Genomic DNA, 22432 nt, shown 5'->3' on the forward strand with positions numbered 1-22432 from the left:
CTGCCGGGACCCGGGGGAAGCCGACAATATGGAAAGAAAGATTGGTGATCGTATATGGGAATCCATCTGAACGAAAAGCATCTGGGCCGTTTCGTCGCTCCTCAGGAGATGCAGGCTATGGAACCCCTGGTGGGCGCCGCTGTCTCTCAGCTGGAGGCCGGAACCGGGCTGGGCAACGATTTTCTCGGCTGGCTCCATCTCCCCACCTCCTATGACCGTGAGGAGTTTGCCCGCATCCTTAAAGCGGCGGACAAGATCAAGGCTGACAGCGATGTGCTGGTGGTCATCGGCATCGGCGGCTCCTATCTGGGCGCCCGCTCCGCCATCGAGCTGCTTCGTTCCCCCCTGTACAACAGCCTGCCCAAGGATACTCCTGATATCCTGTTTGCCGGCTGCAACATCAGCAGCACCTACCTCAACGAAATTCTTACCCTGATCAAGGGTCGGGATTTTTCTCTCAATGTCATTTCCAAGTCCGGCACCACCACCGAGCCTGCTCTGGCCTTCCGTGTGCTGCGGAAAGCCCTGATCGAGAAGTACGGCGAGGCGGAGGCCGCCAAGCGGATCTACTGCACCACCGACAAGGCCCGCGGCACCCTGAAAGGTCTGGCGGACCGTGAGGGATACGAAACCTTCGTTATCCCTGACGATGTAGGCGGACGTTACTCGGTCCTCACCGCTGTGGGTCTGCTGCCCATCGCTGTGGCGGGGGTGGACATCGCCGCCATCATGGAGGGTGCGGCGGCCGCTGAAAAGGAATTGGCCGAGCCCTCTCTGTGCAAGAACCCCTGCTACCGCTACGCGGCGCTGCGGAACATCCTCTACCGCAAAGGCAAGAGCACCGAGGTCTTTGTCAGCTACGAGCCCGCCTTTGCCATGATGAATGAATGGCTCAAGCAGCTGTTCGGCGAAAGCGAGGGCAAGGACCAGAAGGGCGTGTACCCCGCTTCGGTCACCTTCTCCACCGATCTGCACTCCATGGGGCAGTTCCTCCAGGATGGCAGCCGGATCATGTTTGAGACGGTGGTGGACATCCAGAAGCCTAAAACCGACTTCTTCCTGGAGCCGGATGCGGAAAATCTGGACGGTCTGAACTTCCTGGCGGGACAGGGAATGTCCCAGGTCAACCGCCGCGCCATGGAGGGCACCATTCTGGCCCATACCGAAGGCGGCGTACCCAATATCGTTCTGGAGATGCCGGAGCTCAATGAGTTTGAGTACGGTTATCTGGTTTACTTCTTTGAAAAAGCCTGCGCCATCAGCGGCTATCTGATGGGGGTCAATCCCTTCAACCAGCCGGGCGTGGAAGCTTACAAGAAGAATATGTTCGCTCTGCTGGGCAAGCCCGGCTATGAGGATCTGAAGGCGGATCTGCTCCAGAAGCTGGGCTGAGAACACCGGTCCATCCGTCCGCTCCCCCCTAAATACACCAATTCAATTTTCTGAAGGAGGACTTTACCATGATTAAGCTGATTGTAGGAAACAAAGGCTCCGGTAAGACCAAAACCCTCATTTCCATGACCAACGAGGCGGTCAGCCATTCCGCCGGCAACGTTGTTTGCCTGGAGAAGGGCCTGAAGCTCACCTATGACATCACCCATAAAGCCCGTCTGGTGGATACCGACGAATACGCTGTGGAGGGCTTTGACGCTCTGTACGGCTTCCTGGCCGGACTGATGGCCGGTAACTATGACATCACCCACATCTTTGTGGATGCCACCCTGAAGATCGGCGGCAGAGACTATGAAGCCTTCGCCCTGATGGTGGATAAGCTGAACAAGCTCTCCGCCGCCAGCCATGTGGAGATCACCTTCACTGTTTCCTGCAGCGTGGAAGAGCTCCCCGAGAGACTTCACGAAATGGTCATCAACAAATAAAAAGTCCCCCTGACTCAAAAAGCACCGCGTTCCCAGGGAACACGGTGCTTTTTTGCGTGTGGAAAAGTTCAGCGCATTCCCGGCGGGTATCCACCATCCCAGTTTTTAAATCCGGTGTACCTGAGGCGGAGGAGAAAAATCAGGCGGATGTTCCGCTGGATACGCCTCCGGTTTTCCCATCTGCCGCGTCTGGAGCGGAATATAAAAATCACACGCCATCAGGGTATATGGCATGATTGTGTCCGATTTTAAATTCTGCTTGCTCTTGAAAACAGGTTTTTCTGCCGTCCGACATCATCCCGCTGTGGAGCCGGGCGCTTTTCTGTATGGGAAAATCCCCGGGAAAACACGGGAATACATAGAGCCGCAGGCAAATTTTATGCCTTTGGATGGTGAAGCTCCCCTTTTGAGGAGCAGTCCCTGACAGAAGGAAAGTTCCGTCCCTGAAAGACCTTGCAAAAGTCAGATATTAAAAAATATTCAGCTTTTTGCCCTTGAATGACAGAAAAGAACAGTGTATCATTGCAGAGTGGGAGAATATTTTTAATAGGAAGGAGTTTCCCTGTGTCCCGTTGGCTCAAAGGTGATTTTTCCCGGGAGGACTGGATCGTGGCGCTGGTCACCGGAGTCTTCGCCGTTATTTTTTTGATCGCAGGCAACCGCGTGGCGTCTGTCGATCCTATTTCCGCTGAGATTCAGGACCGCCCTGTACCGGCCAAGGTGCTCCAGGTGCTGGATCATCAAACTACCAGCACCGACGCCGGAGGCGGCATTGTGGTCAGCGGCTATAACCGCATTTTTTCCGCCCTTATCACCGGCGGTGACCAAAAGGGCGAAACCGTGACAGCGGTACAGAGTGTGGACGACCTGCTGGGTATTCAGATGGACCCGGTGGACCCTGGAGATCGGGTGCTGCTTTATTACAGCGATAACGGCAGCCAGATGGTCTGGATGGTAGGGGAATTTGACCGTACCCCCGCTTTGGGGCTCTTGGGCGGGGCTTTTTTGCTGCTGCTCCTTCTTTTCGGCCAAACCAAAGGGGCCCGCACTATTTTTACACTGGGGCTTACCTGCGGAGCGGTATTTTTTGTCTTTGTCCCGGCGGTGCTGTCCGGGCAGAATATCTACTTCTGGTCCAGCCTCATCTGCGCCTATGTGGTCTTTACCACTTTGGTCATCGTCAGCGGCTGCGGTCGCAAAACCCTCTGCGCCGGGCTGGGGTGTATGGCTGGCATCGGGGCGGCGGCGGCGCTGTCCCTGGTTTTGACCTCCTCCCTTCATCTGACCGGAATGGTGGATCAGGAAACCTCTTTTCTTTACTATCTGCGGCAGGATCGCCCCCTGGATCTGCTGGGGGTGCTGTATGCCGGTATCCTCATCGGCGCCATGGGCGCGCTGATGGATGTGGCCATGTCCATCGCTTCGGCCCTGTGGGAGCTGCGGGAAAACGGAGAGAACCCCACCTTCCTTACCTTGACCCGTTCCGGCTTTGCCATTGGGCGGGACATGATGGGCACCATGTCCAACACCCTGATCCTGGCCTATATCGGCAGCTCCATGTCTACGGTGCTGCTGCTGGCGGCCAATAACGACAGCCTGCGGGGACTGCTGAGCCGGGAGATGGTGGCGGTGGAGGCGCTCCAGGCACTGGTGGGGAGCATTGGTATTCTCCTGACCATTCCCTTCACCACCATTATCTGTGCCTGGCTTTATCTGCGGGGAAAAAGCCCTGGTCATAAGGAAATTGTGTCAAAAACCCCTGCCGGTTACCCGGGGGAAACTGGCGCAACTGACGACTTTGAAGGCAATTCCAGGTAAGGGAATAAAAATCCATTGCCTTTTTTGACTAAATGGGTATAATATTGGTTGTAATGATTGTAAATAAAAGTTTACTTTCCTGTTCTTCCTCTCCTTTGGGAAATGCAAACAGGGATTTTTGCCGGAGGACCGGCAGAATGGATGGTTGATGGTATGAGAATCGGTTTGGACATTGGTTCGACAACGATTAAATGCGTAGCGATGGATGAAGAGGGAAAACTGCTGTATCAGTCCTATGAGCGGCATTTTTCCCAGATCACCCAAAAGACAGCCCAGCTGCTCAGCCAGGTGCGGGAACGTTTTCCCCAGGAGCAGACAGCCAAGCTGACCATTTCTGGGTCTGCGGGCATGGGTATGGCGGACAGCTGCGGCATCCCCTTTGTCCAGGAAGTATACGCCACCCGTGTGGCCGCCAAGAAGCTGATCCCTGACGGGGACGTTATCATTGAGCTGGGGGGCGAGGACGCCAAGATCCTTTTCCTCTCCGGCAGCATGGAGGTACGGATGAACGGCTCCTGCGCGGGAGGAACCGGCGCCTTCATCGACCAGATGGCCACGCTGCTGGGTGTGTCCGCCGATGAGATGAACACCCTGGCACAGGAGCATGAAAAGATCTATACCATCGCCTCCCGGTGCGGCGTTTTCGCCAAAAGCGACATCCAGCCCCTTCTCAACCAGGGAGCCAAAAAGAGCGATGTGGCCGCCAGCATCTTCTATGCCGTGGTCAACCAGACCATCGCCGGACTGGCCCAGGGCCGGGAGATCACCGGCAAGGTCATCTATCTGGGCGGTCCCCTCACCTTCCTGCCTCAGCTGCGGGTGAGCTTTGACAAGACCCTTCATACCACCGGCGTCTGCCCGGAAAATTCCCTGTATTATGTAGCCATGGGCGCGGCCTTCTGCGCCAGCGAGGAGATCGATCTGGCAGCTGCTCTGGAGCGTCTGCAGCAGTACCACACCCAGGGCCGTTACGCCACTATGCCTCCCCTGTTCCACAACCAGCAGGAATATGAGGAGTTTTGTGCCCGGCACAACCGGGACGTGGCTGTCACCGCCGATCCCGAAACTTATGAGGGCCCTGCCTATATCGGCATCGACGCCGGTTCCACCACCCTGAAAGCGGCGGTCATCGATCCCCAGGGACGGCTTCTCACCTCTGTTTACCAGTCCAACAACGGCAACCCTGTTCCTCTGGTGCGGCAGTTTTTGCTGGACTTTTACCATCGCTATCCCAAGATCACTTTGAAGGGCGGCACTGTCACCGGCTATGGTGAGGACATCATCCGCAACGCCTTCGGTGTGGATTACGGCGTGGTGGAAACGGTGGCCCATTTCACCGCCGCCAAAAAGTTCCTGCCCCAGGTGGACTTCATTATCGACATCGGCGGCCAGGACATCAAGTGCTTCAAGATCCGCTCCGGCGCTATTGACAACATCTTCCTCAATGAGGCCTGCTCCAGCGGCTGCGGCTCCTTCCTGCAAACCTTCGCCAACGCCTTGGGCTACTCCATCGCTGACTTTGCCAAGCTGGGGCTCTTCGCCGACCATCCGGTGGACCTGGGCAGCCGGTGCACCGTGTTTATGAATTCCTCGGTCAAGCAGGCTCAGAAGGACGGCGCTTCCATTGAGAACATTTCGGCGGGTCTGTCCATCTCGGTGGTCAAGAACGCTTTGTACAAGGTCATCCGCTGCGCCAACGCCCAGCAGCTGGGAGAACATATCGTGGTGCAGGGGGGTACCTTCCTCAACGACGCCGTGCTTCGTGCCTTTGAGCAGGAGCTGGGGGTGGATGTGGTCCGCCCGGATATCGCCGGACTGATGGGCGCCTACGGCGCGGCCCTCTATGCCCTGGAGAAGGGCGCGGATTCCACCACCATGCTGGGTCTGGAGGATCTGGAGCATTTCACCCATGAGGTGCGGGCGGTGGCCTGCGGCGGATGCAGCAACAACTGCCAGCTGACGGTGAACACCTTCAGCGGCGGACGGCGCTTCATCAGCGGCAACCGCTGTGAACGTCCCGTCACCAAAAAGGCTCAGGATGACAGCGAGAACATCTACCAGTACAAGCTGGAGCTGCTGCGGAGCTATCAGCCCATCAAAGGCTCACGGGGCAAGCTGGGGCTGCCCATGGGGCTGAATATGTATGAGCTGCTTCCCTTCTGGTATGCCTTCTTTACCCGGCTGGGCTTTGAGGTGGTCCATTCCCCCGCATCCAACCGGGAGCTCTACCTCAGCGGCCAGAGCAGCATTCCCTCCGATACCGTCTGCTTCCCCGCCAAGCTGATGCACGGCCATGTGGAGGCCCTGATCCATGAAGGGGTACATACCATCTTCTATCCCTGCATGAGCTACAACCTGGACGAGGGGTTGGGAGACAATCACTATAACTGTCCGGTGGTGGCCTATTATCCCGAGGTGATCGCCGCCAATATGCCCGATATCGGCAAGGTGAACTTCATCACCGACTATGTGGGCATCCACCGGAGGAAGGACTTCCCCAAAAAGATCCACGAGATCCTCTGCCGTTATTTCGGCGATATCCCCCTGCGGGATGTCAAGGCGGCGGCGGATGAAGCATATGAATCCTATGACGCCTACTTTGTCCGGGTGCGGGCCCGGGAGAAGGAGATTGTGGACCGGGCCAGAAAAGAAGGACGGCCCATCATCGTCCTGGCGGGACGGCCTTATCATGTAGACCCGGAGATCAACCACGGCATCGACAAGCTCATTGCCGGTTTCAACGTGGCAGTCATCTCCGAGGATTCCGTCAGCTGCAATGTGCAGAAGTTCCCCACCGGGGTGCTCAACCAGTGGACCTACCATTCCCGCCTGTATGCGGCGGCCAGGTATATCGCCACCCAGCCGGACATGAATCTGGTGCAGCTGGTTTCCTTCGGCTGCGGCGTGGACGCCATCACCACCGACGAGGTGCGGGAGATCCTGGAGGCGGAAGGAAAGATCTATACCCAGATCAAAATCGATGAAATCACCAACCTGGGCGCGGTAAAGATCCGGCTGAGAAGCCTCTTTGCCGCCACCGGTCTGGAGTAAGGAGGCAAACCTTTTTGGCAAAGCTTGTTTATGATGAAAAGGGACGGCTGCTGTTTACCAAGGAGATGAAAGAGGAATACACCATCCTCATCCCCATGATGGCGCCCATCCATTTCGGCATCATCAAGACGGTGTTTGACAACAGCGGCTATAACGTGGTGCTGCTGCAGAATAACGGACATTCGGTGGTGGAGGAAGGGCTGAAATATGTCCACAACGACACCTGCTACCCGGCACTGCTGGTCATCGGCCAGATGATGGACGCCCTCCACAGCGGCAAGTACGACCTGCATAAAACCGCTCTGCTCATCTCTCAGACAGGCGGCGGCTGCCGGGCCTCCAACTACATCCATCTGCTGCGCAAGGCCCTGAAGAAGGCCGGACTGGATTACATACCGGTGGTGTCCATCAACCTCTCCGGCATGGAGAAGAATCCCGGGTTCAAGCTGACGCTGCCCATGATCCGCAAGATGATCGCCGGGCTGGTGTACGGGGACCTGCTGATGCTGCTGAGCAACCAGACCCGCCCCTATGAGATCCATAAAGGGGAAACCGACGCTTTGGTGGCCCATTGGGTGGAAAAGCTGGCCGGCCAGTTCAAGATCGGCAAGGGCTATGGCAGAGCGGAACAGAAAAAATATCTGGACAGCATCGCCCAGGCTTTCGCCGCCATCCCTGTGGACCGCTCCAAGCCCAAGGTCCGTGTGGGCGTGGTAGGTGAGATCTACGTCAAATACGCCAGCCTTGGCAACAACAACCTGGAAGCCTTCCTGGCGGAGCAGGACTGTGAAGTGATGGTGCCGGGGCTGATGGGCTTTATGCTCTTCAAGGTGGATAACCGTCTGGAGGATATCAAGCTCTACGGCGGCAACGCGGTGAAGTATGCCGCGGTCAAGACCTTTATGGACTATCTGACCAGTATGGAAACCACCCTCATCGAGGCGGTGAAGAAGGTACCCGGCTTTGTGGTGCCCTCCCCCTACAGCCATGTGAAAAAGCTGGTCAAAGGGGTCATCGGCTACGGCTGCAAGATGGGTGAGGGGTGGCTGCTCACCGGCGAGATGATGGAGCTGGCAGAACAGGGCTATGGCAACATTGTCTGCACCCAGCCCTTCGGCTGCCTGCCCAACCACATTGTGGGCAAAGGAATGATCCGCCGCATCACCTCCATCTTCCCCGACGCCAACATCGTTCCCATCGACTATGACCCCAGCGCCACCCGTGTCAATCAGGAGAACCGTATCAAGCTGATGCTCTCGGTGGCCAAGGAACGGCTGGCGGAAAAAAGCGGAGAACCTCAGCCGGCAGGGGTGTGAGGAAAAAAGACTGCCCACCGGCAGAATAGTAAAAAATGTCCCCTTCTGCGCCAATCCCTGACGATCGGCTCCGGGAGGGGACATTTTACAGCTGCTGGTGTGGGGACCGGCAGAGGGGCAGATAAAATTTTTGCTCTTTTTCCCCAATTCCGGCGAAAAAATTGACATCACCCGGCTTCTATTGTAAACTGGTAGCATACTGGAAAAAAGGGCGCGGTTTTTTGCCCTGTTCCAACAAATGACAACAATGAAAAACGGAGGTTTTTACAAGGCCATGGACCCTGACGCAGGTAGTTTCATACTGTTTCTGATCTTTTTGTTTCTAGGCTCGGTGGTGGTGCTCTGTCAGAATGCCATTATCGCCATTCCTGACAGCCGCATCAAAAAAGGAGACAGCGAGGAAAAAAATCAGCAGCTGGTGGAGCGGATGCTCCGCAGTCCCAGCCGGTTTTCTTCCGGTATGCGCACCGCTTATACCTTCTTCCATCTTTGCGCGGTGGCTTTTCTCAGCCGGTTCTTTGTCAGCCTTCAGCTGCTGCCGGAACAATACCGGGGCACGCCTTGGGGCCAGGGAGTGGAAGCCCTGGTATCCATGCTGGTGGGCACCCTGTTTATCCTCATCTTTTCCCGGGGCGTCCCCAGACGCATCGGCGCCCAGTCAGCGGAGCAGCTGGCTTATTCCCTGGCTCCTCTGGCCCGCCTGTTCCTGATTTTGTTTACCCCGCTGCGGATCATCATTGATTGGGCGGTGGGCGGTCTCTGCGCTCTGTTGGGTGCGGAATACCGGGAAGGACAGGAGAACGTTACCGAGGAAGATATCCGGATGCTCATGGATGTCAGCGAGGAGAGCGGCGGCATCAACCAGCGGGAGCGGGACATGATCAACAATGTCTTTGAGTTTGACTACCGCACCGCCAACGAGATCATGACCCATCGGACCGATGTGAAGTTCCTGGAGGAAGACGCTACCCTTGCGGAAGCGGTGGGCCTTTCGGTGCAGTTCGGCTTTTCCCGTATCCCGGTGGTGGGGGAGGACCTGGATGATGTCAAGGGTATCCTCAACGTCAAGGATCTGCTGCCCCTGATCCTCACCGATCCCGGCACTCCTTTTTCCCTGAAGGACTATATGCGGGAGGCGGTATTTGTGCCGGAATCCACCCGCTGCCGGGACCTCTTTTCCCACCTGAGCGCCAAAAAGGTGCAGATTGCCGTGGTGGTGGACGAATACGGTGGCACCTCCGGTATTGTTACCATGGAGGACCTGCTGGAATCCATTGTGGGCAATATTCAGGATGAGTACGATCAGGAGGAGGAGGAAGCCACCTGCGTGGCCCCGGACACCTACACACTGGACGGAGATATCGACCTGTCGGAGGTGGAGCGGCTGCTGGGGTGCGATCTGGACCAGTACCGGGAGGAGGATTACGAAACCCTGGGCGGCCTGCTCATCGGTCTGCTGGACCGGATTCCCGAGCCTGGAGAGCATCCCTCTGTGATGATCGACGACATTACCTTCACCGTTATGGAGGCAAATGAACGGCAGATTCTGAAAGTTGCGGCCAAAAAGCAGCCGGAACCGGAGGAGCAGACCCAGCCTGACGAGAAGGATAAAAAGCGGCGGTAATACCCCCCGCATATGACCATGAAGAATAAAGCCCCCGGCGAGAATAATCTCTCCGGGGGCTTTATATATGAAGACAAAAAGCCGCTCCCCAGCTTCCGCCGGAAAGCGGCCCTTTTTCAAAGATGTACCGCGGCTGGTTCAGATTCCAAAATCCTCAGGATCCATCGGATTTTGATTGACAGCCCCTTTTATGCCCGATTGGGGTCCATGTCTTCCCAATCTCCATCTCCCAGCAGCCACCTGAAAGCCCAGGCCCGCTCGTAAACCACACCCTGATTGAGCTTGCCGGGCATCCCTTTCCGCTGTGCTGCCGCCTGCCTGCAAGCCCATTGACAGCGGAAAGTAAGATCTGCCTGCTGCCAAATCTCTTCCTCCGTCCGATGGGGCCGGGCCGTCAGCAGCTTTTCCATACCGCCGCAATTCCATAACACGCTGCCGATTCCCGTGGCATTGCAGCCGCGGTCCGGGAAAGACAGTTCCCGGTGTCCCAACACCCACAGCAGCACCTGGCAGGCCTCATATTTCCAGGCAAAATCAATGGTGTCTCCCATGGGGGGCTTTTCATCTTCCAGATAGGCCCTCTCCCGGGAGGTGGTCCATTCCATCAAGCCCCCTCCCAGAGTTTGATTCAACCGTTCCACTACCTTCTTTGCCACCAAAGGAGCCGCGCCATTTTGAATCGTTTCGGCGCAGACAGCAGCCGCAAACAGCGCTGACGCCCGATGGGCGATCTCCTCAGCGGTCCGCTGGCAGGAGGGATGCTCCCCCACAAAAGCCGTCAGCTCCCGTGGGGTATCAATTCCACGGGCAGCCAGCAGCTCCCGGTTCTCACTTGTGGGGGAACTCTTTTGCCCATTCTCCCCTGGCTGTGCCGTCTCAGAGGTTCCGAACTCCTCCAGCTCTTCCTCTCCCACCTGGCTGTCCCCGGACGCTCCAAGGAGCAGCCTGCCGTCAGGCTGATACAGAGAACCATCCGCAGCCGCGGTCAGCGCATCCAGGCGGGCAGCGGCCATAAAGATTCCTCCCATCAGGCAGTTGGTACGGGCCTTCTCCTCCGTAGTCTCAAAGCGGATGCTCACCATTCCCTGAAACTTGGGCACACAGCTGAGCACAAAAGCCTTTGCCCGGGGATGGGAAGTCTCCATCCGGCGGAAAAAATTCACCATCTGTGCCAAATATCCTATGAGGAACACCGGATCATAGTACATTCTTACTGTCAGCGCTGTGCCGTCCATCAATTCCAGCTCAGCCATTTCCTGGCCGGACTGCTCCAGCTGATGGGGCGTTGTCTTTGTGATAAAAGGCGCCAAACCTTCCTGTACAGCCTTCAGCAGTGCTGTGGGCTCCCGAACAGGGGTGTAAAGATTCAGCTGTATTTGTGCCATGGATCAAAACCTCCAGTATGATCAGTCAATTTGCGGGGCAGGTAATTCGCATCTTTCAGGTGGAACCTGGGGATAAAAGCAGCCGTTTCTTACCGGTCTTGCTCCTTGTCAGTGACATCCACCGCTTCCACTTCAATCGGACCGGGGTCCCCAAAACGGTCCGCATAAAAATCCCGTACCATGCGGGAAACCAGCATGGATGTCCCCAGGCCGGCACAGCCCACCACCACCAGTGAAACGCCGATAAACCGGATGAGAAGCAGCGCCGTATCAAAGGGATTGGCCAGCACCACCGCACCCAGTATCAGCGTCACCAGCGCGGCAATGATGGTGCCCAGCCAGTAACTGGAGCCCATCCGCCGCAGATCCATTCCCGCCTGGAGCCGGTCCGCTCCCGCCACCAGCAGCAGCAGGCCAAAAAGCACCGGCAGGAAAGAGGCCACCATTTGCGGCCAGAACAGCAGAAATCCACCGCCGCCCAGGCACAGCAGACCCACTGTCAGATCCTGCCGCAGCAGGCCCAGGTAGCTGTCCCGGATAAAGTACAGCGCGATCCGAACGATCCCCACCGCCGCCAGAATGGCGCCCAGGACAAAGCAGATCAATCGGGTGGACAGATCGGGCCAGATCAGAAGCACCAGTCCCAGGATCAGGCAAATCCAGAACATCATACCGTTTTCAGAAAACTTTCTTTTTTTCATCCTGTTTACATCCCTTTCTTTCAGGCCTTCATCTCACAGAAAATCCGCCTTGTTCAGCGCAGCGGCGCAGCCATCCCTCCCGGATACCGCCCCGACAGCATCCTTTGGCTTCTATCCCTCAGAATGGCGAACAAATACCATCAGGTTTTCCCCCGACAGCTGCGGACTGTACTGAAAACCGCCTTCCTCAAAGGCCGTCAGCTGCTCAGGACGCTGCCAGCCCTCCCGGATGATGGTGCGGGCCATGGCGCCCCGGGCGCCTTTGGCGTCGGTAACGATGGTGCGGAGCTTTCCTCTCTTCCAGGTGAGAAAACGGCATTCTATCATTCTGTCCCCAGGGCGAAGAAAGGCGGAAACCGCCGAGCTGTATTCTTTGGACGCCAAATCCACCACCGGTCCGCCATCCTCAAAAGCAGCCTGATAAAAACCATCTCCCCAGAAACTGCGGAGCTTCTGATCTCCGGGGCGGAACAGACTGTCCAGTTCCAGACGGTAGGGCTCAATGCCGTCCAGGGGCCTGAGCGGTCCATAAAAAGCGCTGCACAGCACCAATTTTTCCTGGGCGTTTTCAAACTCCTGCCTGTTGAAGGTCTCTGCTCTCAGGCTCCGATAGACCATTCCCTGATAAGCCAGTATGGCTGCTGTACCGCCGGCATGGTTCAGCTCCATATCCCTGTACCAGCCGAAGGCATCCAGCGCCAGCTCCGGGTTTACCTTCAGCAGGCTTTCCAGCTGCCAGGGGCTCAGCTGCCGCAGCTGCTCCAGCAGCATCCCGGCTTGCTGCTGATATCTTGGCCGGGTCAGCTCAGGCAGCTGATCCGGTGCGCACCGGCGAAACCGGCGTGCCGGGGACAGGATTACTTTCATGGATCATCCCACCTCATTTCAGGCAGCCACATTGCCGCCGGGGCGGGAATGTGTCCGCTTCTATTGCTCAGTGTACCACGAACCGCGAGGAAACACAAATCCCATTTCTTTTTGGGGAAAACGGTTCTTTTCTCTTTTTCATCTTTCCCCAAAAATTCCTTCCGTCTCAGCAAAACCTCAGTATTTACCTGTTTTTGCTGAAAGCCTCATGCTTTATAAGGATTTTATACAATTAAAAAGAACAATACGCCTTTATTTTTGTGTATAATTGTAGTATAATGAGAAAAAGAAAGAAAGCTTTCTGAAAGGATGGCTCAAAGGGGGACACAGCAATGGCAAGGAATCCCAACCAGAAGCTGAAGCTTTTATATTTGATGCAAATTTTGCAGCAGCATACCGACAATGACCATGGTATGACCATTGCGGAACTACTGAGGGAATTGGAGCGCTACAATGTAACGGCGGAGCGGAAAAGCTTGTATGATGATATGGAGGCGCTGCGCAGCTACGGACTGGATGTACAGCGCACCGGGCATCGGTATTATCTTCTCAGCCACACCTTTGAACTGGCGGAATTGAAACTATTGGTGGACGCCATCCAGTCCTCCCGTTTTCTCACCCACAAAAAATCTCAGGAACTGATCAAAAAGCTGGAAGGGCTCACCAGCATCCACCAAGCCCGGATGCTCCAGCGGCAGGTTTATGTGACCAACCGCATCAAAACCATGAACGAAAGTATTTATTACAATATCGATAAGCTTCACAACGCCATTTCCACCAACCGGCGCATCAGTTTCCGGTATTTTTCCTGGAGCATCCGTTTTGACGGCGGGGAGCAGGTTCAGAAAAGGTACCGCCATGAGGGCAACCGCTACAGCGCCAGCCCCTGGGCTTTGTGCTGGGACAATGAAAACTATTACCTCATCGCTTACGACAGTGAAGACAAACAGACCAAGCACTATCGGGTGGATAAAATGAGCGATATTCAGCTGAGCAAAAGCCCCCGGGAAGGTCAGGAATTGTTTGAGCGCTTCGATATGGGCAGCTATGCCAAAGGGGTTTTGGGGATGTTCAGCGGCCAGGAAGAGCAGGTCCGTCTGAGGTTCCATAACGACCTGGCCAATGTGGTGGTGGACCGGTTTGGAAAGGATGTCTTTGTTCAGCCGGATGAGGACCGCAATCATTTTATCGCCGTCGTGCGGGTACAGCTGAGCCCGCAGTTCCTGGGATGGATCTTCGCCCTGGGGGATGGCGCGGAAATCCTTTCGCCCGAAAGCGCCCGCCAGGCCTTGCGGGAACAGGCCGACAAAGTGTTGGCTTCCTACGATCCTGTCACCGCCCAATAAGGGAAAGGCCCCTGGATCAAGGGCATCCGGCTGTTCTGAAACAAAAAAGTCCACAAAGTCCCGTTCCACTGTGCAGGGTGGGGCGGGACTTCTTTTTTTGACGCCTGTAAAAAAGGATTTTCCATGCCCAAAACTGCCTGTCTGGAACCTGAAACGGCTGCTGCGCACTGGTGCAGTCTCTTTGGCCAAAGGCTGTCCGCTTCACGAAGGAGAACATACAAGCTGTTCAAAAGCATTGGCTGCAAAGGGATTTTATTTAAAAGCATAAAACGCAGGATGTGGGGTTGCGTTTTATCCCCGCCCCATCAGACCGGAATACCGGGAGAATGGAAGCTGGTTTTGCGCCTCTTATCCAAAATGGGATGGGACATTCCCCCCAAAGCCGTGTTCCGTCTTTGGGGTACGCCGAAAATATCTTTTCCCCCAACAAACTACAGCGGCGGGCTTTCAGCCCGCCGCCGCATAAAGGGAAACTTTCCCCAAAGCTATTACATAGAGGTGGAATAGTTGGGCGCTTCCTTGGTGATGTAAATGTCGTGAGGATGGCTCTCCTTGAGACCAGCGCCGGTGATCTTGACGAACTGGGCCTTCTCATGGAGCTCGGCAATGGTGCCGCAGCCGCAGTAACCCATACCGGCCCGGACGCCGCCCATCAGCTGGAAGATGGTATCAGCCACAGAGCCCTTGTAAGGTACACGGCCCTCAACGCCCTCAGGAACCAGCTTCTTGCTGTCCTCCTGGAAATACCGGTCCTTGCTGCCCTTGGCCATAGCCGCCAGGCTGCCCATGCCGCGATAGACCTTGAAGCGGCGGCCCTGGAAGATCTCCTCCTCGCCGGGTGCCTCGTCGCAGCCGGCCAGGATGGAGCCCAGCATGACCACATTGGCTCCGGCGGCCAGCGCCTTGACGATATCGCCGGAATACTTGATACCACCGTCAGCGATGATCGGGATACCATACTTGGCTGCCATGCAGGCGGCGTCATACACAGCGGAAACCTGAGGTACGCCAACACCGGCTACCACACGGGTGGTGCAGATGGAGCCGGGACCAATACCAACCTTGACGCAGTCGGCGCCCGCTTTGATGAGGGCTTCGGTGGCCTCGGCGGTAGCGACGTTGCCGGCGATGAGAGCGATATCAGGATACAGGTGCTTGACCATCTGTACCGCCTTCATGATACCGGCGCTGTGGCCGTGAGCGCTGTCCATAACCAGTACGTCTACCTGGGCCTTGGCCAGAGCGGCAACACGCTCCTCCAAATCGTGGGAAACACCGATGGCGGCGGCACACAGCAGCCGGTCGGACTTGTCCCGGGCGGTATTGGGATACTGGACCGCCTTTTCAATGTCCTTGATGGTGATAAGGCCCTTGAGATGACCCGCCTCATCCACCAGGGGCAGCTTTTCGATCTTATGCTTCATCAGAATGGCCTTGGCCTGATCCAGAGTAGTGCCCTGGGGGGCGGTGATCAGGTTTTCCTTGGTCATCACTTCTTTGATTTTCACATCATAGCTGGTCATGAACTTCAGGTCACGGTTGGTGATGATACCCACCAGCTTGCCGTCCGCCTCACAGATGGGAACACCGGAGATGCGGTATTTGGCCATCAGCTCGTCCGCGTCGGTGACCATATGCTCGGGAGAGAGGAAAAAGGGATTGGAGATGACGCCGTTTTCAGAACGCTTGACCTTGTCCACCTCATCAGCCTGCTGCGCGATGGGCATATTCTTGTGAATGACGCCGATACCGCCCTCTCTGGCAATGGCGATGGCCATCTGGGATTCGGTCACGGTGTCCATAGCGGCGGTGATGATGGGAGTATTGAGGACCACATCACGGGCCAGGACGGATTTGACATTGACCTGATTGGGCAGGACGTCCGACTTGGCTGGAACCAGGAGAACATCGTCAAAGGTAAGAGCTTCCGGTCTGAATTTGCTGGCGAAATCAGTGTTAAGCATAGTTTCCTCCTTTGAAATCTTTAGTGATGACGGGACGGCGTAATGGGCCGGTTCCGATAGGTGATTAGATATTATTCTACCTGATGGCAGCTATCATTTCAAGAGAAATGTTCTCCGACAGAATACAACTTTTTCCGACACTTTGGAGGAAAATTAGCTTTATTACACAACTTCTGCTTTTTCTGTGGATCAGCTGCTGTCGGCGGACAAAATCGCCCCTGTGTCCCACGGCGGGGATGAGCTTCCGGCTTTCTCCAAACTGTCCGCTCTGTGCCGCCAGGGGGAGAATGAAGAGCAATGAAGCCACGTTTTTATTTATTATACCACACAACCCTGCCCTGGAAAAGGGATTGTCCCCCTTCTTTCCCTTCCTCAAAATCCCTTCTGCTTTTTACCGGGCTGCGGGTATGCCGTCTGTTTTGACAGCGGAAAAAGGACCTTTTCACCCACAGCAGCGCCGATCTCCGGGGGCGGAAGCCGCCTGGGGAAGACGATAAATCCTTTGAGCAGTCCGCGGTACTTGACAAGGAGGAAAAAGGGATTTACCATTCATATGTTAAGTATTGACACAGGAGGCTGGATGAATGGCAAAAGAATGGCTCAGACAGACAAGGCAGACGGCGTGGGAAGCCTATCTCAAACAGATCGACGTGGACGGCTCCTACCGCCTTGCCCGTAAAATGGAGCATTACCGCACCAATGAGGTGTTGGGCTACCGCACCGCCGGTTCTCAGGCGGAACGGCTGACCGGGGAAATGCTGGCCCGGGAGATGGAGGAGATGGGGCTTTCCCAGGTGACCCGGGACCCCTTCACACTGGATGGTTGGGACTTCAACCACGCCCGGCTCTCCTTCGTGGACCGGGACGGGCAAAAATATGTCTGCCAGCTGGGGGGCTATCAGACCGAATTTGACACAAACGGCCGCCATGAATATGAGATCGTTTATGTGGGCAGAGGAGCCGCCGAGGATTACCAGGGCTTGGATGTCCGGGGCAAGCTGGTGCTGGCGGAGATCAACCAGCGGGATGAGTGGTGGATCAACTTTCCCGCCTATCAGGCCCACCTGAAAGGGGCCACAGCCCTTATCGCCGTTCAGGACAGCGGCTACGCCCAGGTGGATTCCGCCGCCCTCAATACCCAGGACTTCTGCGGACCTAAGGAGGCTCCCGCTTTCTGTATGTCCCGGGCTGACGCCAACCGGATGATCCGGGCTCTGGGCATCACCAAGGGCACCGGCGGAAAGGTGTGGTTCAGCGCCAAGTCCACCATCATGCCCAAAACCACCAGCTTCAACGTCACCGGCTGTATCCCCGGAGAGGACCCGGAGCAGATCGTGCTGATGAGCGCCCATTATGATTCCTATTTCCATGGCTTCCAGGATGACAATGCTGCTGTGGCTCTGATGCTGGGCATTGCCCGGGCCCTGGTCAAAAGCGGCTACAAGCCCCGGAAAACCCTCATGTTCTGCGCTCTGGCTGCTGAGGAGTGGGGCGTCATCGACAGCCGGTACGACTGGAGCACCGGCGCTTATAACCAGATTTTCCGGGTCCATCCCGAATGGGCCGGAAAGGTGGTGGCGGACCTGAACCTGGAGCTGCCCGCCTTCTCCCATGACACCCGCCACAAGGTCCGCAGCGTCTACGAGTACAAGACCTTTCTGGAGGAGTTTATCCGCAACGTCCCCGAGCGGGAGTGTTATCCCGGAGGCGTGGGGGTCATCTGCCCGGTGCAGACCTGGTCCGATGACTTCTCCTTCTCCATCGGCGGGGTGCCCTCCATGGTCAACGAGTTCGGGGACGGCAGCTTTATGGAGACCCACTATCACTCCCAGTTCGATACCACCGACGCCTATGACGAGGATGTGTACCGCTTCCACCATGAGTTCTACGGCCTTTTGATGATGGCCTTTGACAGCACTTCGGTAGCGCCTCTGGATTTCTTCCCCCTGCTGTCCGCGCTTCACAGCACCATCAATATGAAGCGGCTGCCTTCGGAGCTGGCGGAAAAGCTGCAAAACGCCTGTGAAAGGGCGGGACAAGCCGCCCGTTTGGCAGCGGAGGAGGTCTGGCGGCTGGAGTCCCTCTGCGCCAGATATCCCCGGCGGGAGGATCAGCGCTCCCGGCAGCTTCATGACCGGGCCCGTGAGATGACCGCCGCTTTGTTAAAGGCCTTCCGCTTTGCTCAGGACAGCTTCACTCGTCTCACCTGGCACGACAGCGCCTGCTTCCCTCATCAGATCCCCCAGTACAATCTGGACCGGCTGGAGGGCGCCTGGGAGGCCCTGGAAAAGGGATGGCGCACCGAAGCGCTGTCTCTGCTGGCAGAAGTGGACAACAACTGTTATGTTCTGGATTTTGACCAGGAGGTATGCCGTTATTTCACCGACGCGGTGCTGCGGCAGCCGGCGGACCGGCTGATGTGGGGCGCGGGACGGATCGTGGGCTGGCAGGACCTGTCCCGTGTGATCCGTTCCCTGAAGGACAAAAAGGATCGCACCCCCGGCGCGTTCGCAGGGGAGAAAAAGGCTTTGGAACAGGCCCGGCAGGATCAGCAGCAGCTGCTGGAACGTCTGGCGGAGCAGGAAACACAGAACCTGCTGAAGCTGGCCCAGATGCTGGACGAAGCCAGAGGATAAGCTTTTGGCCGGCATCCCCGGGAGAAAGAGGCGCTTTTTCCCGAAAGTTTGGAGAATGCCGCCCGCAGCCTGACCAAAACAAACAAGATTGGAGCATTTATGGAAACAGACCGACTTTACCGCCTGGGGGAGCGGGATTTCCCCCGTATGGTAGAGATTTTGACCCAGTGCTTTGCCAAGGACCCCTTGTATTGCCATCTGATCCCGGACCCGGAAGTACGCAGCCGGGCCCTGCCGGAGCTGTTCAGCTGCGATATTGGCCAGATGATGTCTGATTGCCAGATCTACGCCGACAGCCCCGATATCAATGGCCTGATCATTGTGGATGATGAGAGCGAGCCCTATAACCCCCTGGAATACTACGCCAACGAGGCCTTTTATTCCCTGAAAGCCGACGCTTACCTGATCCGGGAGGACCTGTCCTTAAAAACCCTGTTCAATTTTCTCCGGGGCGGTCCTTATCTGGATTCCCGCTGGACCGACCGGCTGGAGCAGGACCAGAGGCTGCATATTATTTATTTGGCCGTCACCCCCGATCACCAGGGGGAGGGATTGGCAAGGAAGCTCCTTTCCGCGGTGCTGGAATACGCCGACCAAAAAGGATTGCTCACCTCTTTGGAAACCCATAATGTCCGCAACGTCTCCTTTTATGAGCAGTACGGCTTTCAGCTGTTTGACACCGTCTGCACCGACGGGGAACTGAAGCAATACTGCATGATCCGTCCTGCTGCCGGTAAAACCCTGGCGGACCACCTGTCCCCTGAGGTGCTGGAGCAGGTGGCTCCGGGAATGGAGCTGTAAAAACACCAAACCATAGTATACTGAAAAAAGCAGCGGCTCCGGAGCGATTGTCTCCGAAGCCGCTTTGAGCGTGCCGAAAAAATTCGGCACACTTCCAGGGGGACCCAGTCCCCCTGGATACGCCGCCTGGTTTCTGACGAAACCGGCGGCGATACCCCCGGTTTCGCGCCCCAGTGGGCGCGGGTCGTGGTATAGAAATCAGGCGCATGTCCCTCTGAGTGTGCCGAAGGAATTCGGCACACTTCCAGGGGGACCCAGTCCCCCTGGATACGCCGCTTGGTTCCTGACGAAACCAGCGGCGATACCCCCGGTTTCGCGCCCCGGTGGGCGCGGGTCGTGGTATAAAAATCAGGCGCATGTCCCTCTGAGTGTGCCGAAGGAATTCGGCACACTTCCAGGGGGACCCAGCCCCCCTGGATGCGCCGCCTGGTTCCTGACGAAACCGGCGGCGATACCCCCGGTTTCGCGCCCCGGTGGGCGCGGGTCGTGGTATAAAAATCAGGTACATGTCCTGATTTTTATGATTTTGAATTTTGCTTTTTCTACAGTCTCGAAACGGATAAACCGCCGGTGGTTTTTTCTCTACTTCTCCTGGCCCTGTTTCCAGAAGTCCTCCAGCAGCCGGGACAGGTCCTCTGCCGTGGAAACATTCTTCCATCCCTGCCAATGATGGGGGAACAGCAGCTGATAGTCCTTCTGAGGAAAGCGGCTGTCAATCAGCAGCACCACACCCCGGTCCGTCTCCCCCCGGATGACCCGTCCCGCAGCCTGCTGCACCTTGTTCATGCCGGGAAAACGGTAGGCGAAGTCAAAGCCCATCCCCCGCTGCCGCTGAAAGTAGTCCCGCAGCAGCTCCAGTTCGGGACCGATTTGGGGCAGGCCGGTGCCGATGATGGCCGCTCCCAGCAGCCTTTGCCCCTGGAGATCCACCCCTTCAGAGAAGATGCCTCCCATCACGCAGAAGCCCAGCAGCCGGCGCTTTCCGTCCAGCCGGGCCAAAAACTGTTCCCGGGCCTCCTCGTCCATATCCCCAGTCTGGCAGAGAATGGGATCATCGGGATATCGCGCGGCATATACCTCCCGCACCTGCTCCATATAACGGTAGGAAGGGAAAAAGGCCAGGTAACAGCCGGGACGGGCGGCAGTCATGGCATGGAGCATCCCGGCCACCGGCTCCAGGCTTTTCTCCCGGTCTTTATAGCGAATACTGACCTGTCCCGCCACCGCCAGGCACAGGTTTTCCCGTGGGAAGGGGGAGGCCAGGGACAGGCGCAGCGCCTCCTTGCCCCCTCCCAGAATATCCCGGTAATAATCCAGCGGGGAAAGGGTGGCGGAAAACAGCACCGTGCTGCGTCCGCAGGCCATCCGCTCCGCCAGCAGACGGGCCGGGTCCAGGCACAGGAGCCGGGTGACCACCTCGCTGCCGTGGCAGCTGTCCAGGACGATATAGCTTTCATCTACCAGCTCCAGAATTTTGAGGTAAAAACCCGCCTCAAAAAAACGTTCCAGCACCTGTCCCCGGAGAGGCGACGGCTCCCGATGCTCCTCCAGCCACTCTCCGGCGGCGGCATGAAAAGCGGCCACGCTGCCGGTCAGCTCCTCCTCCGGCTGAGGCAGGGTTCTGCTGCCCTCTTCCCCACAGGCTTTCCGCACCCGGACCAACTGACTGTTTAACTCCCGTACTGACCGGCGCAGAGGGCCGCCACCTTTGCCCAGGGCTTTTTTCAGCTCCAGAAACCGGGACTTTACCAGGTGCGCGGAATACATCTCCCGGGCCCGGTCCGGCAGGTTGTGGGCCTCGTCGATAAGGAACAGGTATTCCCCTTTCTTTTCCCCAAAGAAGCGCTGGAGGCTCACCACCGGATCAAAGAGATAGTTATAGTCACAGATGATGCAATCGCACCACAGCGACAGGTCCAGGCCCAGTTCAAAGGGACAGAGGCGGCGGGCCTTCCCCTCCTCCTCCAACAGGGCTCTGGTGAAGCAGTCCTCCCTCTCCAGCAGCTCCCACACCGCCGGACGCACCCGGTCATAGTACCCGTCGGCGTAGGGACAGACTTCGGGATTGCAGTCCCGCTGTTCCAGGGGGCAGATCTTGTCCTTGGCTGTGAGGGTGATAGTCCGTATTCTCAGCCCCTTCTGCCGCAGCAGATGAAAGGCATCCTCCGCGGCCTGACGGGTGATGGTTTTGGCTGTGAGATAAAACAGCTGCTCCCCCATCCCCTCCCCCATAGCCTTGACGGCGGGAAACAGGGTGGAGATGGTCTTGCCGGTGCCGGTGGGAGCCTGACAAAAAAGCTTGCTTTTGAGCTTGATGGTGCGGTATACCGCCACCGCCAGCTCCCGCTGCCCGGGCCGGTAACGCTCAAAGGGAAAGGGCAGCTGATGGATGGATTGGTCCCGCAGCAGGCTCCAGCTCTTTCGGCCTTCCGCCCATTTGCGGTTCTGCTCCAGCAGGTCCATCCCCCACTGCTCCAGCTCCTCCAGGGTCCTGCACCGGTAAAATTCCTTCCGCTCCCCGGTGTCCGCCTGATAATAGGTCAGCCGCACTCCCACCTGCTCCAGCTGCCGCTGACGGGCCAGCATCCAGCCATAGCAATATCCCTGCCCCCAGTGGGCGGCATCCCAGTCCTCGTCAATCAGCTCCAGGGGCACCGAGACGGTTTTGATCTCATCCACCACCCACAGCCCATCCTGGGGAAAGATGCCGTCGGCACGGCCTTCCAGGCAGTATTCCTCCCCGCCCAAAGATACGGTCAGGGAAAGAGGGACCTCCGCCTGGTATTCTTCTCCCGCCTCCTTTTGAAGCTTGCGATGGATCCGGCTGCCCTCCGCCGCCCGGTCCCCGCCGCCGAAGCGGTTGTCGATACTGCCGGTGTGGAGCAGAAATTCGCACAGCTGACGCACCGCCAGATGGATGCTTTCCCCCATGGCGTTTCCCTCCTTCCCCATTTTCTTTTTCCATTCTACCACGAAATCAAGGCGGGTCAATGTCTTTGATGCTGCCATGGCCTCTTTGCCGGTGTGAAAATGGGGACCCATATCA

The 22432-nt window shown here is 57.1% G+C and carries 14 protein-coding genes; 9 read left to right on the forward strand and 5 right to left on the reverse strand.

The window, feature by feature from the left end; genetic code table 11:
* Positions 1-54: 54 nt before the first annotated feature.
* From BQ5383_RS09435 to BQ5383_RS09465, 6 genes are all read left to right on the forward strand, one after another.
* Positions 55-1392 (forward strand): glucose-6-phosphate isomerase, encoded by a 1338-nt coding sequence (locus tag BQ5383_RS09435; protein WP_071431425.1) that lies wholly within the window; start codon positions 55-57, stop codon positions 1390-1392.
* Positions 1393-1460: 68 nt separating this feature from the next.
* Positions 1461-1877, forward strand: a complete 417-nt coding sequence (locus BQ5383_RS09440; RefSeq protein WP_071431427.1) for a hypothetical protein — start codon at positions 1461-1463, stop codon at positions 1875-1877.
* A 564-nt stretch (positions 1878-2441) separates the two neighbouring features.
* Positions 2442-3695, forward strand: a complete 1254-nt coding sequence (locus BQ5383_RS09450; RefSeq protein ID WP_071431431.1) for a YibE/F family protein — start codon at positions 2442-2444, stop codon at positions 3693-3695.
* A 153-nt stretch (positions 3696-3848) separates the two neighbouring features.
* The gene (locus tag BQ5383_RS09455) at positions 3849-6746 is read left to right on the forward strand and encodes an acyl-CoA dehydratase activase-related protein (protein WP_076944473.1); all 2898 of its coding nucleotides are present in this window, start codon (positions 3849-3851) and stop codon (positions 6744-6746) included.
* 14 nt (positions 6747-6760) lie between these two features.
* Positions 6761-8062, forward strand: a complete 1302-nt coding sequence (locus BQ5383_RS09460) for an acyl-CoA dehydratase activase-related protein (protein ID WP_071431433.1) — start codon at positions 6761-6763, stop codon at positions 8060-8062.
* 274 nt (positions 8063-8336) lie between these two features.
* Positions 8337-9686: a hemolysin family protein gene (locus BQ5383_RS09465; protein WP_172724611.1), complete on the forward strand. Its 1350-nt coding sequence runs from the start codon at positions 8337-8339 to the stop codon at positions 9684-9686.
* Positions 9687-9874: 188 nt separating this feature from the next.
* On the opposite strand, the gene BQ5383_RS09470 is transcribed toward BQ5383_RS09465, so the two are convergent.
* The 3 genes from BQ5383_RS09470 to BQ5383_RS09480 form a co-directional block, all read right to left on the reverse strand.
* Positions 9875-11071 carry a DUF4272 domain-containing protein gene (locus BQ5383_RS09470; protein ID WP_071431437.1) on the reverse strand — a complete coding sequence of 399 codons (1197 nt, stop codon included), beginning with the start codon at positions 11069-11071 and terminating at the stop codon, positions 9875-9877.
* A gap of 89 nt (positions 11072-11160) precedes the next feature.
* Positions 11161-11772, reverse strand: a complete 612-nt coding sequence (locus BQ5383_RS09475) for an HdeD family acid-resistance protein (protein WP_071431439.1) — start codon at positions 11770-11772, stop codon at positions 11161-11163.
* A gap of 111 nt (positions 11773-11883) precedes the next feature.
* Positions 11884-12639 carry a YaaA family protein gene (locus BQ5383_RS09480; protein ID WP_071431441.1) on the reverse strand — a complete coding sequence of 252 codons (756 nt, stop codon included), beginning with the start codon at positions 12637-12639 and terminating at the stop codon, positions 11884-11886.
* A 332-nt stretch (positions 12640-12971) separates the two neighbouring features.
* Here BQ5383_RS09480 and BQ5383_RS09485 point away from each other — a divergent pair, with 332 nt between their 5' ends.
* Positions 12972-13985 (forward strand): helix-turn-helix transcriptional regulator, encoded by a 1014-nt coding sequence (locus BQ5383_RS09485; protein WP_071431443.1) that lies wholly within the window; start codon positions 12972-12974, stop codon positions 13983-13985.
* Positions 13986-14473: 488 nt separating this feature from the next.
* Here BQ5383_RS09485 and guaB read toward each other — a convergent pair whose 3' ends face one another.
* The gene (gene guaB / locus BQ5383_RS09490; RefSeq protein ID WP_071431445.1) at positions 14474-15949 is read right to left on the reverse strand and encodes an IMP dehydrogenase; all 1476 of its coding nucleotides are present in this window, start codon (positions 15947-15949) and stop codon (positions 14474-14476) included.
* A 584-nt stretch (positions 15950-16533) separates the two neighbouring features.
* On the opposite strand from guaB, the gene BQ5383_RS09495 reads away from it, so the two are divergent.
* Both BQ5383_RS09495 and BQ5383_RS09500 read left to right on the forward strand, forming a co-directional pair.
* Positions 16534-18585, forward strand: coding sequence for a M28 family peptidase (locus BQ5383_RS09495; RefSeq protein WP_071431447.1), 2052 nt, complete (start codon positions 16534-16536; stop codon positions 18583-18585).
* Positions 18586-18684: 99 nt separating this feature from the next.
* On the forward strand, positions 18685-19386 hold the full coding sequence (locus tag BQ5383_RS09500) for a GNAT family N-acetyltransferase (protein ID WP_083390108.1): 702 nt from the start codon (positions 18685-18687) through the stop codon (positions 19384-19386).
* 582 nt (positions 19387-19968) lie between these two features.
* On the opposite strand, the gene BQ5383_RS09505 is transcribed toward BQ5383_RS09500, so the two are convergent.
* On the reverse strand, positions 19969-22317 hold the full coding sequence (locus BQ5383_RS09505; protein WP_071434996.1) for an ATP-dependent DNA helicase: 2349 nt from the start codon (positions 22315-22317) through the stop codon (positions 19969-19971).
* Positions 22318-22432: the final 115 nt, after the last annotated feature.

The sequence above is a fragment of the Angelakisella massiliensis genome, from assembly GCF_900104675.1.
GTDB lineage: Bacteria > Bacillota > Clostridia > Oscillospirales > Ruminococcaceae > Angelakisella > Angelakisella massiliensis.

Bases quoted from the DNA above. Each gene is read 5' to 3' on its own strand.
- BQ5383_RS09435 (WP_071431425.1), top strand. From the start codon at position 55: ATGGGAATCCATCTGAACGAAAAGCATCTGGGCCGTTTCGTCGCTCCT.
- BQ5383_RS09440 (WP_071431427.1), top strand. From the start codon at position 1,461: ATGATTAAGCTGATTGTAGGAAACAAAGGCTCCGGTAAGACCAAAACC.
- BQ5383_RS09455 (WP_076944473.1), top strand. From the start codon at position 3,849: ATGAGAATCGGTTTGGACATTGGTTCGACAACGATTAAATGCGTAGCG.
- BQ5383_RS09465 (WP_172724611.1), top strand. From the start codon at position 8,337: ATGGACCCTGACGCAGGTAGTTTCATACTGTTTCTGATCTTTTTGTTT.
- BQ5383_RS09470 (WP_071431437.1), bottom strand. From the start codon at position 11,071: ATGGCACAAATACAGCTGAATCTTTACACCCCTGTTCGGGAGCCCACA.
- BQ5383_RS09475 (WP_071431439.1), bottom strand. From the start codon at position 11,772: ATGAAAAAAAGAAAGTTTTCTGAAAACGGTATGATGTTCTGGATTTGC.
- BQ5383_RS09480 (WP_071431441.1), bottom strand. From the start codon at position 12,639: ATGAAAGTAATCCTGTCCCCGGCACGCCGGTTTCGCCGGTGCGCACCG.
- BQ5383_RS09485 (WP_071431443.1), top strand. From the start codon at position 12,972: ATGGCAAGGAATCCCAACCAGAAGCTGAAGCTTTTATATTTGATGCAA.
- guaB (WP_071431445.1), bottom strand. From the start codon at position 15,949: ATGCTTAACACTGATTTCGCCAGCAAATTCAGACCGGAAGCTCTTACC.
- BQ5383_RS09495 (WP_071431447.1), top strand. From the start codon at position 16,534: ATGGCAAAAGAATGGCTCAGACAGACAAGGCAGACGGCGTGGGAAGCC.
- BQ5383_RS09500 (WP_083390108.1), top strand. From the start codon at position 18,685: ATGGAAACAGACCGACTTTACCGCCTGGGGGAGCGGGATTTCCCCCGT.
- BQ5383_RS09505 (WP_071434996.1), bottom strand. From the start codon at position 22,317: ATGGGGGAAAGCATCCATCTGGCGGTGCGTCAGCTGTGCGAATTTCTG.